The organism is Haemophilus haemolyticus (assembly GCF_001008275.1).
GTDB classification, from domain to species: Bacteria; Pseudomonadota; Gammaproteobacteria; order Enterobacterales; family Pasteurellaceae; genus Haemophilus; species Haemophilus haemolyticus_P.
The window spans coordinates 37,465-56,417 of sequence record NZ_LCTH01000029.1 but is presented as its reverse complement, the minus strand read 5'-3'; the positions used below and the strand labels follow the sequence as shown (position 1 = coordinate 56,417).

At 38.4% G+C, this 18,953-nt stretch carries 15 protein-coding genes; 9 read left to right on the top strand and 6 right to left on the bottom strand.

All coding sequences use genetic code 11. The annotated features are described in order from the left end of the window. Positions 1–137: 137 nt before the first annotated feature. A complete protein-coding gene (gene dnaK, locus AAX15_RS04285; RefSeq protein WP_046939284.1) occupies positions 138–2,045 on the bottom strand; it encodes a molecular chaperone DnaK in 1,908 nt (635 codons plus the stop codon). 251 nt (positions 2,046–2,296) lie between these two features. Here dnaK and AAX15_RS04280 point away from each other — a divergent pair, with 251 nt between their 5' ends. Continuing rightward, entirely contained in the window at positions 2,297–3,736 is a 1,440-nt protein-coding gene (locus AAX15_RS04280; protein ID WP_046939283.1) for a YdgA family protein, read from the top strand. 68 nt (positions 3,737–3,804) lie between these two features. Here AAX15_RS04280 and mgsA read toward each other — a convergent pair whose 3' ends face one another. Beyond that, positions 3,805–4,263 carry a methylglyoxal synthase gene (gene mgsA, locus AAX15_RS04275; RefSeq protein WP_005638200.1) on the bottom strand — a complete coding sequence of 153 codons (459 nt, stop codon included), beginning with the start codon at positions 4,261–4,263 and terminating at the stop codon, positions 3,805–3,807. Positions 4,264–4,565: 302 nt separating this feature from the next. On the opposite strand from mgsA, the gene aceE reads away from it, so the two are divergent. The 8 genes from aceE to hda all read left to right on the top strand — a co-directional run bounded on the left by aceE (position 4,566) and on the right by hda (position 16,354). Continuing rightward, positions 4,566–7,226: a pyruvate dehydrogenase (acetyl-transferring), homodimeric type gene (gene aceE, locus AAX15_RS04270; RefSeq protein ID WP_046939282.1), complete on the top strand. Its 2,661-nt coding sequence runs from the start codon at positions 4,566–4,568 to the stop codon at positions 7,224–7,226. A gap of 63 nt (positions 7,227–7,289) precedes the next feature. Beyond that, positions 7,290–9,179 carry a pyruvate dehydrogenase complex dihydrolipoyllysine-residue acetyltransferase gene (aceF, locus tag AAX15_RS04265; protein ID WP_046939281.1) on the top strand — a complete coding sequence of 630 codons (1,890 nt, stop codon included), beginning with the start codon at positions 7,290–7,292 and terminating at the stop codon, positions 9,177–9,179. A 100-nt stretch (positions 9,180–9,279) separates the two neighbouring features. Beyond that, a complete protein-coding gene (lpdA, locus tag AAX15_RS04260; protein ID WP_005628839.1) occupies positions 9,280–10,704 on the top strand; it encodes a dihydrolipoyl dehydrogenase in 1,425 nt (474 codons plus the stop codon). Positions 10,705–10,862: 158 nt separating this feature from the next. Next, positions 10,863–11,405 carry an adenine phosphoribosyltransferase gene (apt, locus tag AAX15_RS04255; protein WP_046939280.1) on the top strand — a complete coding sequence of 181 codons (543 nt, stop codon included), beginning with the start codon at positions 10,863–10,865 and terminating at the stop codon, positions 11,403–11,405. Positions 11,406–11,416: 11 nt separating this feature from the next. Beyond that, on the top strand, positions 11,417–13,483 hold the full coding sequence (gene dnaX, locus AAX15_RS04250) for a DNA polymerase III subunit gamma/tau (RefSeq protein WP_046939279.1): 2,067 nt from the start codon (positions 11,417–11,419) through the stop codon (positions 13,481–13,483). 123 nt (positions 13,484–13,606) lie between these two features. Beyond that, positions 13,607–14,233 carry a uracil phosphoribosyltransferase gene (gene upp / locus AAX15_RS04245; RefSeq protein WP_005634809.1) on the top strand — a complete coding sequence of 209 codons (627 nt, stop codon included), beginning with the start codon at positions 13,607–13,609 and terminating at the stop codon, positions 14,231–14,233. Between the two features lie 110 nt (positions 14,234–14,343). Then, positions 14,344–15,588 (top strand): nucleobase:cation symporter-2 family protein, encoded by a 1,245-nt coding sequence (locus AAX15_RS04240; RefSeq protein ID WP_046939278.1) that lies wholly within the window; start codon positions 14,344–14,346, stop codon positions 15,586–15,588. Between the two features lie 70 nt (positions 15,589–15,658). After that, the gene (hda, locus tag AAX15_RS04235; protein ID WP_046939277.1) at positions 15,659–16,354 is read left to right on the top strand and encodes a DnaA regulatory inactivator Hda; all 696 of its coding nucleotides are present in this window, start codon (positions 15,659–15,661) and stop codon (positions 16,352–16,354) included. A gap of 29 nt (positions 16,355–16,383) precedes the next feature. On the opposite strand, the gene yciH is transcribed toward hda, so the two are convergent. From yciH to AAX15_RS04215, 4 genes are read right to left on the bottom strand one after another with little or no spacing between them, the layout of a single operon-like run. Next, entirely contained in the window at positions 16,384–16,704 is a 321-nt protein-coding gene (yciH, locus tag AAX15_RS04230) for a stress response translation initiation inhibitor YciH (protein WP_046939276.1), read from the bottom strand. 5 nt (positions 16,705–16,709) lie between these two features. Then, positions 16,710–17,402 carry an orotidine-5'-phosphate decarboxylase gene (pyrF, locus tag AAX15_RS04225; RefSeq protein ID WP_005634817.1) on the bottom strand — a complete coding sequence of 231 codons (693 nt, stop codon included), beginning with the start codon at positions 17,400–17,402 and terminating at the stop codon, positions 16,710–16,712. A gap of 23 nt (positions 17,403–17,425) precedes the next feature. Then, positions 17,426–18,616: a lipopolysaccharide assembly protein LapB gene (gene lapB, locus AAX15_RS04220; RefSeq protein WP_046939275.1), complete on the bottom strand. Its 1,191-nt coding sequence runs from the start codon at positions 18,614–18,616 to the stop codon at positions 17,426–17,428. Beyond that, complete coding sequence (locus tag AAX15_RS04215) at positions 18,616–18,909, bottom strand: LapA family protein (RefSeq protein ID WP_005628856.1); 294 nt, start codon at positions 18,907–18,909, stop codon at positions 18,616–18,618. Before AAX15_RS04215 ends, lapB begins: the two co-directional genes overlap by 1 nt. Between the last annotated feature and the right edge of the window lie 44 nt (positions 18,910–18,953).

Here is an 18,953-nt window from a genome sequence, read left to right as displayed (position 1 = left end):
GTAAATTTAGCTCATAAGAAAATTTGATATCGCTATCAAATCTCCCCTAACCCCTCTTTTCTAAAGAGGGGGATCATTTATATACACCAAAAGGGCGTGTTTCCACGCCCTTTGTTTATGCTAAGAAGAGCGGTGAATTATTTATTATCTTTCACTTCTTCAAATTCAGCATCTACCACACCATCATCTTTTGCTGATGATTGTTGTGGTTGCTCGCCACCAGCTTGTTGAGCTTTTGCTTGAGCTGCTTGCATTAATGGTTCAGAGGCTTTAATTACCGCTTCAATTTTCGCTTCAATTTCTGCTTTATCTTCACCTTTTGCCGCTGTTTCAAGCTCAGCGACTGCTGCTTCAATTTTCTCTTTGTCTGCGGCACTCAATGCATCGCCCGCTTCTGCAATTTGTTTACGTGTTGCGTGAGCAATGCCATCTGCTTGGTTACGCGCTTGAACTAGCTCTTCAAATTTACGGTCTGCATCTGCGTTTGCTTCTGCATCACGAACCATTTGTTGGATTTCTTCATCAGATAAACCTGAAGATGCTTGAATACGAATTTGTTGCTCTTTACCCGTATTTTTATCTTTTGCAGATACGTTGATTACACCGTTTGCATCGATATCAAATGTTACTTCGATTTGTGGCATACCACGCGGTGCAGGATTAATACCTTCTAGGTTAAATTGACCTAAAGATTTATTGTCTGCTGCACGCTTACGTTCACCTTGAAGAACGTGAATGGTTACCGCACTTTGGTTATCTTCCGCAGTTGAGAATACTTGCGATTTTTTAGTTGGAATCGTAGTGTTTTTCTCAATTAAAGTGGTCATCACACCGCCCATGGTTTCGATACCTAAAGATAATGGAGTTACGTCTAATAAAAGAACGTCTTTTACATCACCTTTTAATACACCACCTTGAACTGCCGCACCGATTGCCACCGCTTCATCAGGGTTCACATCTTTACGTGCTTCTTTACCAAAGAACTCAGCAACTTTTTGTTGAACAAGTGGCATACGAGTTTGCCCACCCACAAGAATGATATCGTGAATTTCACTTACGCCTTTACCTGCATCTTTTAATACAGCTTTCAAAGACTCAATTGAGCTTGCCACTAAATCTTCTACTAATGCTTCTAATTTTGCACGAGTGATATTTAATGCTAAGTGTTTAGGGCCTGTAGCATCTGCAGTGATGTAAGGTAAGTTTACTTCAGTAGATTGCGCTGATGAAAGTTCAATTTTAGCTTTCTCTGCTGCTTCTTTTACGCGTTGTAATGCCATTGGGTCATTACGTAAATCGATGTTTTGTTCTTTTTTGAACTCATCAATAATGTAATCAATTACACGGTTATCGAAGTCTTCACCACCTAAGTGAGTGTTACCACCAGTTGCTAATACTTCGAAAGTTTGTTCACCATCAAAGTTATCAATTTCGATGATTGAAATATCGAATGTACCACCACCTAAGTCGTAAACTGCGATCACTTGGTTCTCTTTGCTTGAACCTAAACCGAACGCTAATGCAGCCGCTGTTGGTTCATTGATGATACGTTTAACGTCTAAACCTGCGATTTTACCTGCATCAATAGTTGCTTGACGTTGTGCGTCGTTGAAGTATGCAGGAACGGTAATTACCGCTTCTGTTACAGATTCACCCAAGAAATCTTCTGCAGTTTTTTTCATTTTTTTCAATACTTCAGCAGAGATTTGTGGTGGTGCTAATTTATCGCCTTTTACATTTACCCACGCATCGCCGTTATCTGCACGCACGATTTCGAAAGGCATAATTTTAATATCGCGTTGTACTTCTTCGCTCTCAAAACGACGACCAATTAAACGTTTAATTGCGAATAATGTATTTTTCGGGTTAGTGATTGCTTGACGTTTTGCTGGCTGACCAACTAAGGTTTCATTATCTGTATAAGCAATAATTGAAGGGGTTGTACGCGCACCTTCTGCATTTTCAATTACGCGCGCTTTGTCGCCGTCCATTACAGCTACACAAGAGTTTGTTGTACCTAAGTCAATACCAATAATTTTTCCCATTTTGTACTCCTAGTAAAAATTTTAAAATTCAGGGTAATTTATTACGAGTTTTAAGATGTGGATATTCTTTCGCATTTCAAGAGAAAATTTTAAAAATTTTTTATTTCTTAAAGTGCGGTGATTTCCGTTCTTGTTTTCAAGATAAGTCTCAAATGACGAACTTCAAGGGGAAAACAAAAATTTTCAGGCAAGAAAAAGGGATTTGTGATAAATTTGGCGAAAATTTTTACTTTAAAATAGGAAAGAAATAAATGAAAAAATCAAAAATTGCTGCAGGCGTAGTCGTTGCTCTTGCTGCCGTTTGGTGTACCAGTGCATGGTTTACAGGGAAAAAAGCGGAAGAAGAATATTTACATCAACTCAAACAGTTAAATCAACTATTTGCCAAAACCGATGTATTAGAAGAAAGTAAAATTTTTTATAAAAATATAAAATTTGAAAGAGGATTATTTGCCTCTCACATTCAAGATCAAATAGAAATCCACAAGGCAAATGAAACAATCATTATTCCTTTATCATCAACACTTTATCATGGACCTTTGCCGCTTGATCGTATGGCAAAACTGAATTTCGTTCCAACCATTTTTTCAAGCCAAACCTTGTTAGGAAAAAATGCAACAACTCAAGCACTCTTTGACATCACAAAATCAGAGAAACCGTTACAACTTAATTTCGCAATGAATTATGCATTAAATGGTAATGCGGAATTAAAACTTGCATCGGGGCAATATCACAATGAGCAATCTAAGACAGATTTTGATTGGTCAAATGTCGTGTTAAATGTAGATCTAGAGAAAAATGAACCAAGCAATTATACGCTATCTGTAGATGCATTTAATTCAAATGACCCAAATCATGCAGTTTCAACCGCTTCATCAATTAAAATAAAAGATCTTGTCGTACAAGGCTCACTACAAAGCACAAAATGGCCATTTATTTATAGTGGAAATATCAATAGTAAAATAGGCTATTTTGAGCAAAATACCGAGTCTGCAGAGACAGGAGAAAAGCTCTCTCTGATTCAGAAAAACAGCCAAGCAAATTTAACTACACAAGTTGAAGGTGATACAGTAAATATCATCAATAAAACAAATCTGGATGAACTACATATTAATGGCAAAAATTTAGGGAAATTTACCAACAACCTAGAATTGAATCACATTGATGGCAATGCATTACAAGAACTTTTAAACATTTTAGTAGCAATAGGCAAGGCTGATTCAGATATGCCGTTACCTAAAGCATTGGTACAAAAATTACAACAAGCAGGCATGGTCATTGCAAATAATCAGCCTCAAATTAAATTAGCCCCTCTTTCTATTTCTGATGAAAAAGGCAAAGTGGCATTGGATCTGAATATTGCTTTAGTGCCAAATCCTAAATTTGATTTAATGCGCAGCGGCTTATACAAACAATTCAAAGATTTTTCGATCAATTTTGATGTGAATAAAGAAACCGCGATTTCATTATTATCTAAATTTGTACCAGAAAATCAAAAACAAGATTTAGTTTACAGAATGGACGAATTAATTGCTGAAGACGAAGCAAATGGCATTATCGTAAACACCGATAAAACCGTCACATTAACGCTTGCTTTAGAGAATAACGAATTGAAACTAAATGGTAAGCCAATCCCAGAAGAACAGTTGAAAATGGTACTCTTTATGCTTGTGATGGGGGGCTTTGGATGATAACAAAAACAGGGCGATAAATTATCGCCCTGTTTAACCATGAAGTGCGGTAAATATTCCTTATCTTTTTAAGCTAAACGCTCTTTTAAATACCCTTCATAATCCGGTACTTCAATTTCCACATCTTGTTCAAATAAAACTGAAGTTAACATGAAATCTGCGGAGCTTTGATTAATCGCAACAGGGATATTCCACACTGTTGCAATACGCATGAGGGCTTTCACATCAGGATCATGTGGTGCGGCATTCATTGGATCCCAAAAGAAGATCATCATGTCAATTTTCTTTTCTGCGATTAATCCGCCAAGTTGCTGGTCGCCGCCCATCGGGCCACTTAATAAAGATTGAATGCTTAAACCTGTTTCTCGTTCTAAAATATGGCCTGTTGTACCTGTTGCATAAAGTATATGAGGCTTAAGTGCATCTTTGTGTTTTTGCGTCCAATTCAGTAAATTTTTTTTGCAGCTATCGTGAGCCACAAGTGCAATACGTTTGTGTTGGGTGAGCGTTCGCGTCGTTATATGCATGATTGATTCCTTTTTGAAATAAGTTTGAAAACTTTAAAGCAAAGCCCTACAGAATGCAATGTTTTACTTATGATTTTAATAGGCTTTACAAAAGGCGAGAAAAATTACCGCACTTTCAAAAGATTACCGATTAACACAGTACTCAACAGGGATATTTAATGAAAATTTACTATCTTTCTCTCAAAAAATCTTCTAAAATTTGCAAGATTTGTTAAATGTTTGTAAAAAGGCAAGCATTTCTGATATTCGTGTTTAGTGTTTACTAAACTAATGTTCACTTAATTAACAGATAAGGAAAACCTATGTCTGAGATTTTAAAAAATGACGTTGATCCAATCGAAACTCAAGATTGGTTACAATCATTAGATTCTTTGATTCGTGAAGAAGGCGTAGAACGTGCACAATATATTATTGAGCAAGTTATCGGCCAAGCACGCACCAACGGTGTTTCATTACCGACAGGTGTAACGACCGATTATGTCAATACTATTCCAGCTTCTGAACAACCTGCTTACCCAGGTGATCATGCTATTGAGCGTCGTATTCGTTCTGCTGTGCGTTGGAATGCTATTGCTATGGTATTGCGTAGTCAGAAGAAAGATCTTGACTTAGGTGGTCATATCTCAACTTTCCAATCTGCGGCAACCATGTATGAAGTTTGCTATAACCACTTCTTCAAAGCAGCAACCGAGAAAAACGGTGGCGACTTAATTTTCTTCCAAGGCCATGCTGCTCCAGGTATGTATGCGCGTGCATTCTTAGAAGGTCGTTTAACTGAAGAACAAATGGATAACTTCCGTCAAGAAGCCTTTACCGATGGGTTATCTTCATATCCACACCCTAAATTAATGCCTGAATTCTGGCAATTCTCTACGGTTTCAATGGGTTTAGGCCCAGTGAACGCAATTTACCAAGCGCGTTTCTTAAAATACTTAGATAACCGTGGCTTAAAAGATACCAAAGATCAAAAAGTTTACGCATTCTTAGGCGATGGTGAAATGGATGAAATTGAGTCTAAAGGTGCATTAACTTTTGCAGCTCGTGAGAAATTAGATAACTTAATCTTCACTATCAGCTGTAACTTACAACGTTTAGACGGTCCAGTTAATGGTAACGGTAAAATCGTTCAAGAATTAGAAGGATTATTTACTGGTGCGGGCTGGGAAGTAATCAAAGTATTATGGGGCAGCGACTGGGATAAATTATTCGCTAAAGATACTTCAGGTAAATTAACTCAGTTAATGATGGAAGTGGTTGATGGTGACTATTTAACCTTTAAATCTAAAGACGGTGCCTATATTCGTGAACACTTCTTCGGTCGTTATCCAGAAACCGCTGCATTAGTTGCAGATATGACGGATGATGAAATTTGGGCATTACGCCGTGGTGCGCACGATAGCGAAAAATTATATGCAGCCTATGCAAAAGCACAAAATGCAACGAAACCAGTTGTGATTTTAGCGCATCAAGTTAAAGGTTATAAAATTCCTGAAGCGGAAAGTAAAAATACCGCTCACCAATCTAAAAAAATGTCTTATGAAAGCCTTAAAGGTTTCCGTGACTACTTCAATTTACCATTGACTGATGAGCAAGTAGAAAAATTAGAATACATTAAATTTGCTGAAGGCACACCTGAATACGAATATTTACATGGTCACCGTAAAGCATTAAACGGCTATGTTCCTGCTCGTCGTACTAAATTTGATGTTGAATATAAAGTTCCCGCATTAGAGGAATTTAAAGCATTATTAGAAGAACAACCTCGTGGTATTTCAACCACTATGGCGTTTACTCGTGCATTAAACATCTTATTAAAAGATAAAAACATTGGTAAAACTATCGTTCCAATGATTGCGGATGAAGCGCGTACTTTCGGTATGGAAGGTTTATTCCGCCAAGTGGGTATTTATAACCCACATGGTCAAAACTATGTTCCTTCAGATCGTGACTTAGTGGCTTACTACCGCGAAGCAAAAGATGGTCAAGTGCTACAAGAAGGTATCAATGAATTAGGTGCAACCGCATCTTGGTTAGCTGCAGCGAACTCCTACTCTGTCAATAACCAACCAATGATTCCATTCTTCATCTATTACTCAATGTTTGGTTTCCAACGTGTGGGCGATATGATGTGGGCTGCTGGTGACCAATTAGCTCGTGGTTTCATGGTGGGTGGTACTTCTGGTCGTACAACCCTGAACGGTGAAGGTTTACAACACGAAGATGGCCATAGCCATATTCAAGCAGGTATCATTCCGAACTGTGTCACTTACGACCCATCATTTGCATTTGAAGTCGCTGTAATTATGCAAGACGGTATTAACCGCATGTACGGCGAAAAACAAGAAGATGTATTCTATTACATGACAACATTAAATGAAGTCATGGATCAACCGGCAATGCCTGCTGGTGCGGAAGAAGGTGTTCGCAAAGGTTTATACAAATTTGAAACAGTGGAAGGTAAAAAAGGCAAAGGCCACGTTCAATTGTTAGGTTCTGGTGCAATCATGCGTCATGTTCGTGAAGCAGCACAAATTCTTGCAAAAGATTATGGTGTCACCTCAGATGTATTCTCTGCGCCTTCATTCAATGAATTAGCCCGTGAAGGTCACGATGCAGCACGTTGGAACTTATTACACCCAACAGAGACACAACGCGTACCATACGTTGCTCAAGTATTAGCTGATTTACCAACCGTTGCTTCAACTGACTATGTTAAAGCATACGCAGATCAAATCCGTGCATTCGTACCAAGTCGTCATTATCATGTGTTAGGTACAGATGGTTTCGGTCGTTCAGACAGCCGTGCAAATTTACGTGAACACTTCGAAGTTGATGCACGTTATGTTGTGGTTGCTGCACTTTCTCAATTAGCGAAAGAAGGTACAGTATCTAACCAAGTTGTTGCAGATGCGATTGCGAAATTCGGTTTGAATGTAGATCGTATCAATCCGCTTTACGCGTAATTGATGAAAACTGCGGTCAAAAAACATCGTGTTTTATGACCGCACTTTAAAAGGAACAAAAAAATGTCAAAACAAATTCAAATTCCTGATATTGGTAGTGATGAAGTTACCGTAACAGAAGTCATGGTAAACGTAGGCGATACCATTTCTGTTGATCAATCTATCATTAACGTTGAAGGTGATAAAGCTTCAATGGAAGTGCCTGCACCAGAAGCGGGTGTTGTAAAAGAGGTTTTAGTCAAAGTCGGTGATAAAGTCACAACAGGCACCCCAATGCTCATATTAGAAACTGCGGGCGCTGCAGCAGCGACTGAAGCACCTGCAGCACCAGTAGCTGCGACTGCGCCAACTGCGTCGGCTGTTGTTGAAGTAAACGTACCAGATATCGGTTCTGATGAAGTAAACGTTACTGAAATTATGGTTAAAGTGGGTGATAGTGTTGAAGTTGATCAATCAATCATCAATGTTGAAGGCGATAAAGCTTCAATGGAAGTTCCAGCACCAATCGCAGGTATGGTGAAAGAAATTTTAATTAATGTCGGTGATAAAGTTTCAACCGGCAAACTCATCATGAAATTTGAAACAGTATCAGCTGCTCCAGTTGCTGCGGCTGCACCAGCTCAAACAGCGGCACCTGTAACTGCTACAACATCTGCAATTAAAGATGTGAATGTGCCAGATATTGGTGGTGATGAAGTCAATGTGACTGAAATCATGGTTGCCGTGGGTGATACTGTTTCAGAAGATCAATCATTAATTACCGTTGAAGGTGATAAAGCATCAATGGAAGTTCCGGCTCCATTCGGCGGTGTAGTAAAAGAAATTCTCGTGAAATCAGGTGATAAAGTATCGACTGGTTCATTAATTATGCGCTTTGAAGTAGCGGGTGCAGCCCCAGCGGTGGCAGTATCAGCACCAGCTCCACAAGTTGCATCGCCTGCGCCGGCGGCACAACCAGCTCAATCTGGCAATGTATCTGGCTTAAGCCAAGAACAAGTAGTGGCAAGTGCTGGCTATGCGCATGCTACCCCTGTTATTCGTCGTTTAGCACGTGAATTTGGCGTAAACTTAGATAAAGTAAAAGGTTCTGGTCGTAAAGGTCGTATCGTTAAAGAAGATATCGAAGCTTATGTGAAGACAGCAGTTAAAGCTTATGAAAGCGGTACAACAGCACAGGCTGCTGGCAATGGCGTAGCGAATGGCGCTGGCTTAGGATTATTACCATGGCCAAAAGTTGATTTCAGTAAATTCGGTGAAGTAGAAGAAGTCGAATTAAGCCGTATCAATAAAATTTCAGGCGCTAACTTACATCGTAACTGGGTCATGATTCCACACGTTACTCACTTCGATAAAGCAGATATCACGGATTTAGAAGCATTCCGTAAAGAACAGAATGCATTAGCAGAAAAACAAAAACTTGGTGTAAAAATCACGCCAGTTGTGTTCATTATGAAAGCGGTGGCAAAAGCATTAGAAGCGTATCCACGTTTCAACAGCTCAATTACCGAAGATGCACAACGCTTAATCCTGAAAAAATATATTAACATTGGTGTCGCAGTAGATACACCAAACGGCTTAGTCGTGCCTGTATTCAAGAATGTGAACAAAAAAGGCATTATCGAACTTTCACGTGAATTAATGGAAGTATCGAAAAAAGCACGTGAAGGCAAATTGACTGCATCTGATATGCAAGGTGGCTGTTTCACTATTTCAAGTCTTGGTGGTATTGGTACCACTCACTTTGCACCAATCGTAAACGCACCAGAAGTGGCCATCCTTGGTGTGTCTAAATCATCAATGGAACCAGTATGGAATGGTAAAGAATTTGCGCCACGCTTAATTCTTCCAATGTCATTATCATTCGACCACCGTGTCATTGATGGTGCAGATGGTGCACGATTCATTAGCTATATCGGTGCTGTATTAGCAGATTTACGCCGTTTGATTATGTAATAACGCCCCTTTCTTCTAATTAGAAGAAAGGGCGTTTTAGCAAATTCCTTATGATCGCAAAAAGTGCGGTCAATATTTTGAACGTTTTTACGAGGTAAAAATGAGTAAAGAAATTAAAACCCAAGTCGTCGTACTTGGTGCTGGCCCAGCAGGTTATTCAGCAGCGTTCCGTTGTGCGGATTTAGGTTTAGAAACTGTATTAGTTGAACGTTATTCAACTCTTGGTGGGGTATGTTTAAATGTAGGTTGTATCCCATCTAAAGCATTGTTGCACGTAGCAAAAGTGATTGAAGAAGCAAAACACGCAAGTAAAAATGGTATTTACTTTGGTGAGCCAAGAATTGATTTAGATGAAGTTCGTGCAGGTAAAGAAGCGGTTGTCGCTAAATTAACCGGTGGTTTAGCCGGTATGGCAAAAGCACGCAAAGTCACTGTTGTTGAAGGCTTAGCTGCATTTACTGATCCAAATACTTTAGTCGCACGTGACCGTGATGGCCATCCAACTACAATCAAATTCGATAATGCGATTATTGCAGCAGGTTCTCGCCCAATTCAATTACCTTTCATTCCACATGAAGATCCGCGTATTTGGGATTCAACAGATGCACTTAAATTAAAAGAAGTACCTAAAAAACTTCTCATTATGGGTGGCGGTATCATCGGTTTAGAAATGGGTACGGTTTACCACGCATTAGGTTCAGAAATTGAAGTTGTGGAAATGTTCGACCAAGTTATCCCAGCAGCGGATAAAGATGTTGTTGCAATTTACACCAAACAAATCGAGAAAAAATTCAAGTTAATGCTTGAAACCAAAGTGACGGCTGTTGAAGCAAAAGATGATGGTATCTACGTTTCAATGGAAGGCAAAGCATGCAACGACACCAAACGTTATGATGCGGTGCTTGTCGCTATTGGTCGTGTACCAAATGGCAAATTGATTGATGCAGGTAAAGCAGGCGTTGAAGTAGATGATCGTGGATTCATTCATGTTGATAAACAAATGCGTACCAATGTGCCGCATATCTTTGCAATCGGCGATATTGTTGGTCAACCAATGTTAGCGCACAAAGGTGTTCATGAAGGTCACGTTGCTGCAGAAGTCATTGCAGGACAAAAACACTACTTCGATCCTAAAGTTATTCCATCAATCGCTTATACTGAACCAGAAGTGGCTTGGGTAGGTAAAACTGAGAAAGAATGTAAACAAGAAGGCTTAAACTACGAAGTCGCTAAATTCCCTTGGGCAGCATCAGGCCGTGCGATTGCTTCTGAATGTTCAGAAGGTATGACGAAGTTAATCTTTGATAAAGATACTCATCGTGTACTTGGCGGTGCAATCGTAGGTTCTAACGGTGGTGAATTATTAGGTGAAATCGGTCTTGCTATCGAGATGGGGTGCGATGCAGAAGATATTGCATTAACTATCCACGCTCACCCAACTTTACACGAGTCTGTTGGTTTAGCTGCGGAAGTATTTGAAGGCTCAATCACTGACCTTCCAAATGCAAAAGCGAAGAAAAAATAATTTCTATTTAAGAAGTTTTAATTCAGCTAAAATTATAAATTCAAACCTAAATAAAAATCCCCAATTGGGGATTTTTATTTTCCTATCTTTTTATTTTTTTATGATAAGATACTGCCCTAAAAACGTTTCTTTTTTTACCGCACTTTTGAGCATTATTTATGACTACACAACTTGATTTAATTAAATCTTCTATCAAATCAATTCCTAACTATCCAAAAGAAGGCATTATCTTCCGCGACATTACTACCCTTTTAGAAGTTCCAGCTGCTTTTAAAGCAACAATAGATCTTATTGTGGAACAATATCGCGATAAAGGAATTACCAAAGTGCTTGGAACTGAATCTCGTGGTTTTATTTTTGGTGCCCCCGTTGCCTTAGCACTAGGTTTACCTTTCGAATTAGTACGTAAACCTAAAAAATTACCACGCGAAACCATTTCTCAATCTTATCAATTAGAATATGGTCAAGATACTTTGGAAATGCACGTTGATGCAATTTCAGAAGGTGACAATATTTTAATCATTGATGATTTATTAGCGACAGGCGGCACGGTTGAAGCAACAGTAAAGTTAGTGCAACGTTTAGGTGGAGTGGTAAAACACGCTGCATTTGTGATTAATTTACCTGAATTAGGTGGCGAAAAACGCTTAAATAATTTGGGCGTTGATTGCTATACACTCGTCAATTTTGAAGGTCATTAATTAAGGATTCGATGAGCTATCAAGTCTTAGCCAGAAAATGGCGACCAAAAACATTTGCTGATGTTGTTGGGCAAGAACACATTATCACGGCATTAGCAAATGGATTAAAAGATAATCGACTACATCACGCTTACCTCTTTTCAGGCACCCGTGGTGTAGGGAAAACCTCTATTGCCAGATTATTCGCAAAAGGATTAAATTGCGTAGATGGTGTAACGGCTACACCTTGTGGTGAATGTGAAAATTGTAAAGCGATTGAGCAAGGCAATTTCATTGATTTAATTGAAATTGACGCGGCATCCCGCACAAAAGTTGAAGACACGCGCGAATTATTAGATAACGTGCAATATAAACCAGTTGTGGGCAGATTTAAGGTTTACTTAATCGATGAAGTCCATATGCTATCTCGTCATTCATTTAATGCATTGCTCAAGACTTTGGAAGAACCACCAGAATATGTAAAATTCTTACTCGCGACAACGGATCCACAAAAATTACCTGTAACTATTCTTTCTCGCTGTTTACAATTTCATCTCAAAGCATTAGATGAAACGCAAATCTCCCAGCATCTTGCCGGTATTTTGACGCAAGAAAATATTCCTTTTGAAGAGCCTGCATTAGTTAAACTTGCAAAAGCAGCGCAAGGAAGTATTCGTGATAGCTTAAGTTTAACCGATCAAGCCATTGCTATGGGTGACCGACAAGTTACGAATAGTGTTGTAAGCAATATGTTAGGGCTACTTGACGATAACTATTCTGTTGATATTTTATACGCCTTACATCAAGGCAATGGCGAACTCTTAATGCGAACACTGCAAAGAGTTGCAGATGCAGCAGGCGATTGGGATAAATTACTTGGCGAATGTACAGAAAAATTACATCAAATTGCACTCATGCAACTTCTTCCACAAAAATCTTCAGATGACAATGAACATTTTTCATTTTTAGCCAAACATATCTCTCCAGAAGATGTTCAGTTTTTTTATCAAGTCATTGTTTCTGGTAGAAAAGACTTATCAAATGCGCCAAACCATCGTATTGGCACAGAAATGACATTATTGAGGGCATTGGCATTCCACCCAAAGTTCCTTACGGCAGTACCAAAGGCTAACACTACAATTACTCCACCGCCATCAACTCCAAGTGCGGTTGAAAATACAGGTAATTATGTCGATGTACCAGTACTGTCGCAAAGTATAAAATCAGCTTATTCTCAAGCAAAACCAAATAAAACGGGCATTCCAAATTTGGCAAGCCTTTCGGCTTTAAATGCGCTTGAACATTTAACACAACTGGAAAACCAAGAACGTCTAGAACACAAAGCTGAATCATTAGCTGCGGTAAGCGAAACTTTACATCACATCCAAGAACTGGATGAAGAAAAATCTCATAAAAAAATGACCGCACTTCCCGTGCGAGAAATGACTGAGCCGAAGCCCAAGCACATAGAAAAGCCAACCTCACCATCAAATGCCGCACAGGCTCCGCAAGAAAATAGCACTGAAGAAAATTCAAGTGATGATAATGTAGAAATTGCTCAAGATGAGCAAGAAATCTTGAGTGCTGATACCTATCGTTGGGAATGGAGCAATCCAGAACTTGCTAAAGCCGATACAGGCGTTCGTCCTTCTGATATAAAACAGGCGATTTTAAAAGATATTACGCCTGAACTACGTTTAAAAATCATTACCCAAACTCAACAACAAGATGAATGGGCGGATATAGTTGAGCGTTCGGGTGTAACAGGATTTAGCAAAGAATTAGCGTTAAATTGTTTCTTACAAAGCAAAACTGATGATGAAATTAATCTTGGACTACATTCAGAAAAATCCCATTTACGCCAAGACAGAAGCATAAAAAATTTAGTTGAAGCTTTAAGCAAATTGCAAGGTAAAAATATTCGATTAGCAATTAATATTGATGATAGCAATATCACCACTCCAATTGAATATCGCCGCAATATTTATCAAGCATTGCGGGAAAAAGCTCAAAATGAGTTGCAAAAAGATAGTAAATTACAAATTCTGCTTAATGAATTTGATGCAAAATTAGATATAGAGAGCATTCGACCAGTTTAAAGACAATATTGTATTGAGAACTCCCGTTTCAAGTCAGAATATTTTTATAAACCTCTACCATTTTATATTTTTTTAATCTAGAATTCGTCAATTTGTTTTTTTAAAGCCAAAAGGAGAGTGAAAATGAAACTGGTTGAAGTAAAACACCCACTTGTAAAACACAAACTAGGTGTGATGCGTGAAGCTGAGATTGATACAAAAAAATTCCGTGAACTGGCAACAGAAATCGGTAGCCTATTAACCTATGAAGCGACGTCTGATTTAGAAACTGAAAAAGTAACGATCAACGGTTGGAATGGCCCAGTAGAAATCGATCGAATTAAAGGTAAAAAAGTAACGGTTGTCCCAATTTTACGTGCAGGTTTAGGTATGATGGATGGTGTACTTGAACATGTACCAAGCGCACGTATCAGCGTAGTGGGAATCTACCGTAATGAAGAAACCCTTGAACCAGTCCCTTACTTCCAAAAATTAGCTAGCGATTTAGAAGAGCGCCTTGCAATTGTTGTAGATCCTATGCTTGCAACTGGCGGTTCAATGATTGCAACCCTTGATCTTTTAAAAGCAAAAGGTTGTAAACATATCAAAGTATTAGTGTTAGTCGCTGCGCCAGAAGGTATTAAGGCTCTTGAAGCTGCACATCCTGACATTGAACTTTACTGCGCTTCTATTGATAGCCACTTAAATGAACATGGTTACATTATTCCGGGTCTAGGTGACGCGGGTGATAAAATTTTTGGGACCAAATAATCCCAAAAAATAAAAGATGGACGGCATTTTCTTGCCGTCTTTTTGTGTGCGTGAAACACAAGAAAAACTGACCGCACTTTAAGTTAATTCAAACAGAGAGTTGAAACTAAATGACAAATCAAACTTCTTCTTTCCCTTCGGAAAAACAAAGTACATTAAAACAATCATTCGTTGGCCTACAGATGCTCTTCGTCGCATTTGGTGCGCTCGTTCTTGTACCATTAATTACAGGCCTTGATTCCAATACAGCATTATTAACTGCAGGCGTTGGAACCCTACTATTCCAACTTTGCACAGGCAAACAAGTTCCTATTTTCTTAGCCTCATCTTTTGCCTTTATCGCTCCGATTCAATATGGTGTTCAAACTTGGGGCATTGCGACCACTATGGGAGGTTTAGCATCTGCTGGTCTTGTATATCTAGCACTAAGCATGTTAGTAAAATTACGTGGAACAGAAGCATTACAACGCATTTTCCCACCGATTGTCGTTGGTCCAGTGATCATTATCATTGGGATGGGGCTTGCGCCTGTAGCAGTTGATATGTCATTAGGTAAAAATAGTGCTTATGCATATAACGATGCGGTATTAGTTTCAATGGTAACTCTTATTACTACTTTATCTGTGGCAGTATTTGCCAAAGGATTGATGAAACTCATCCCAATTATGTTTGGTATTACTGCGGGCTATATTTTATGTTTATTCCTAGGTTTAATTAATTTCCAACCAGTGATTGATGCGCCTTGGTTCAGCTTACCAAAATTAACTGCGCCCGAATTTAACCTAGAAGCCATTCTTTATATGTTACCAATTGCCATTGCGCCTGCAGTAGAACACGTGGGTGGCATTATGGCAATCAGCTCTGTAACAGGTAAAGACTTTTTAAAAAAACCAGGATTACATCGCACTTTATTAGGTGATGGCTTAGCAACCGCTGCTGCATCTTTAGTGGGTGGACCACCAAATACAACCTATGCGGAAGTAACTGGTGCCGTTATGTTAACCCGAAATTTCAATCCTAATATTATGACTTGGGCTGCGGTTTGGGCTATTGCGATTTCATTCTGTGGAAAAGTAGGCGCATTCCTATCTACGATTCCAACTATTGTAATGGGTGGAATTATGATGCTTGTTTTCGGTTCAATCGCAGTCGTGGGCATGAGCACCTTAATTCGTGGCAAAGTTGATGTTACCGAAGCACGTAATCTATGTATTATTTCTGTCGTCATGACATTTGGTATCGGCAATATGTTTGTAGATGTGGGTAACGTATCACTAAAAGGTATCAGCTTATGCGCGATTGTGGCTATCATATTAAACCTTGTTTTACCGAAAGCAAAAAATGAAGTAGAATGAAACTCCTTTTAAGAGGGTTAAATACCAATTTAGCCCTTTTTCTTACTTATAACCTGTAACACATAAATATTTGAATAAGCAGCTTCCCTTACCCATTCATCAAATTGATGATGCCACATTAGAAAACTTTTACGGCGATAATAATCTTTTATTGCTCGATTCTTTACGCAAAAATTCATCTGAATTAAAACAACAGTTTTTCTATATTTGGGGAAATAAAGGTTCTGGAAAAACTCACCTGCTTAGAGCATTTAGTAACGAATATTTAATCAATCAACGTACTGCTATTTATGTACCGCTCAGCAAATCTCAATATTTTTCTACCGAAGTTCTTGAAAATCTAGAACAACAAGAATTAGTGTGTCTAGATGATGTACAAACTGTAATCGGCAATGACGAATGGGAATTAGCTATTTTTGATCTATTCAATCGAATTAAAGCAAGCGGAAAAACGCTTTTGCTTATTAGTTCAGATAAATCGCCTTCCGCACTTTCTGTAAAATTGCCTGATTTGAACTCTCGCTTGACTTGGGGTGAAATTTATCAATTAAATTCCCTAACTGACGAGCAAAAAATTAGTGTGCTACAACATAACGCTTATCAACGAGGAATTCAATTACCCGATGAAACAGCTAATTTTTTACTTACACGACTAGCTCGAGATATGCACACATTATTTGAAGCGCTTGATCTACTAGATAAAGCCTCATTACAAGCACAACGAAATCTTACAATTCCTTTCGTCAAAGAAATTTTAAATCTTTAACAAAAAAGGCGCTAATGCGCCTTTTTTAATCATCCACCTGATAATTTAACGGTAAAGCCTTTTTGCTCTAACAATTGCTTGAGCAAATCACGCTTTTCACCTTGAATCTCAATCATTCCATTTTTAACTGAGCCACCACATCCACAACGTTTTTTTAATTCAGCAGCTAATTTTTTCAATTCCTCATCAGATAAATCTAAACCAGTTATAACCGATACGCCAGCACCTTTTCTACCACTTGTTTGTTTTTGGATACGTACAACACCGTCTCCTTTTGGGCGAACTACAGAAGCCTTTTCCTCTTTAATTCTCCCCAAATCGGTTGAATACACTAAAACATAATCTGACATCATAATTACCCAATAGATGCATTAATAGAACGAAGAACCTCTGCAGGATTATCAGCTTTAGTAATAGGACGCCCTATCACTAAATAATCCGAACCAGCACGAATCGCAGCAGTAGGTGTCATCACACGTCTTTGATCACCAAAATCCGCTCCAATTGGACGAATACCTGGGGTCACCAATTTAAACTCTTCTCCACAAGCGTTACGTAAAATTTCAACCTCTTGCGGAGAGCAAACCACACCATCCAAACCTGCACGTTGGGTTAAATGAGCTAAGCGTAAAACTTGTTCCATTGGCGATGCATTAATCCCAATTTGTAATAAATCCAAATCTTCCATACTGGTTAATACCGTCACAGCAATAAGCAATGGCGCATCTTTCCCATAAGGTTCAAGAATTCTCTTAGCTTCTTCCATCATTCGTAGCCCACCGCTTGCGTGCAAATCTACCATCCATACACCCAAATCAGCGGCAGATCTGACCGCTCTTGCTACAGTATTTGGAATATCATGATATTTAAGATCTAAGAAAACATCGAAATTACGTTGATGTAATTGTTTTACAAAATTAATACCAAGTGTAGTAAACATTTCTTTACCCACTTTTAATCGACACAAACTCGGATCAATTTGATCAACTAAAGCAAGAGCCTCTGCTTCTTTCTCATAGTCCAATGCCACAATAATTTTGCTTGTCATAATGTTACCTCGCTGAGTATCAATTAATTATGTTCTTGACTTGAAACTGGTTTAATACTTTCCCATTGACGGCAAGATGGGCAATTCCACAATAGCTTATGGATTTGATAACCACAATTTGTACAACGATAGGCCGATGTTTGCTTAATTCGTTCACCCACCATTTTATGTAATAAAATTAGGCTTTCTTTTCCACGCCCGTCTTCTGCATCATCAATTTGATACTGCATAAAACGGTGGAAAATTAAAGTACTTGGCTTTTTCGTGAGTTGCTGATAAAGCTTAGCCTGAGCAGCAGACTTGCCATCTTTTTCTTCAATTAATTTGACTAGTGCTAACTCTACTTCATCATTATTAGTAATTTGGCCAGCACGAATTAAGAATAACTCAAAGTTATCTAACTGATTTAATTCTTCATAACAATGTTTTAAAGGTGACAAAATCTCACCAGTATAATCTGGATTTTGCTCCAAAACATGTTCTAGTATTTTTGCCGCTTGTTGATATTGACCTTCAAGCATTTCTAAATTTGAGAGTAATAAAGAAGCGCGAACACAAGTAGGAGAAACCAACAAAGCTTTTTGTAAAATACTGCGTTTTTCAATCGTACTTTCAGGCTCTAAACTTTGTGAATATTCACAATAACATTGCGCAAGTTCAATATTATTCTCTTGTAGTTTTATTTTAGAGAGTTTTTCAGCAATATTAACCGCTTTTTTCCATTCTTTAGTTTTTTGATAAATCACTAAAAGTTGCTGTAAAGCATTTTCTGCAAACTCAGGTTCATCCACTAGTAAAATATAAAGATTTTCAGCTCGGTCAAAAAAACCAACCACCATAAAATCTCTAGCAAGCTGCTGCTTTGCGAGTAATTTTTGCTCAAATGTATAATTAGGACTAAGGTCTAAAGCTTGATGAATACGCAATGCACGATCAACTTCGCCTCTAGAGCGGAATAGATTGCCTAGTGTAAGCTCAGCTTCAAATTGGGAGTGGCTTTCTATTTCGTTTTCAGTTTCTTGCTTCTGAAGCATGTCCAAAAACAAATCTACAGCTTTATCGGTTTGATTGGAAAGTAAGAAGTTTACCCCCGTAACATAATCTCGGGAGAGTTTATTACTAATGTCATCTTGATCTTTCTTTGCACTACGCTGCCCCATGTACCAACCATAGGCTGCAGCGATAGGCAATAGTAGAAAGAGTAATTCTAGCATCAGGCGACCTTATCGCGCACAGTAGTCAACTCGTTGATTTGTAAAGTTTGACGCTTAACTTGACGAGCTAATGCCATATTTTTAAGTTTTAACTTAAGATAGAAAAAAGCGGTGATTAACCAGCCAAGAATTAAACCTAATCCAAATAAAATAGCAACAAGAGTGGATAGTTGGAGTTGGCTTTCCGCCACAATATAATTAAATGTAATAACTTGATCGTTATTTGCCCCAATGGTAATTGCAACCAACACGATAGCGATAAAAATCACAATACCTAAAATATATTTAATCATAACATTTCCTTAAAATATGGCTTTTCTAAATAATGGCAAACGTT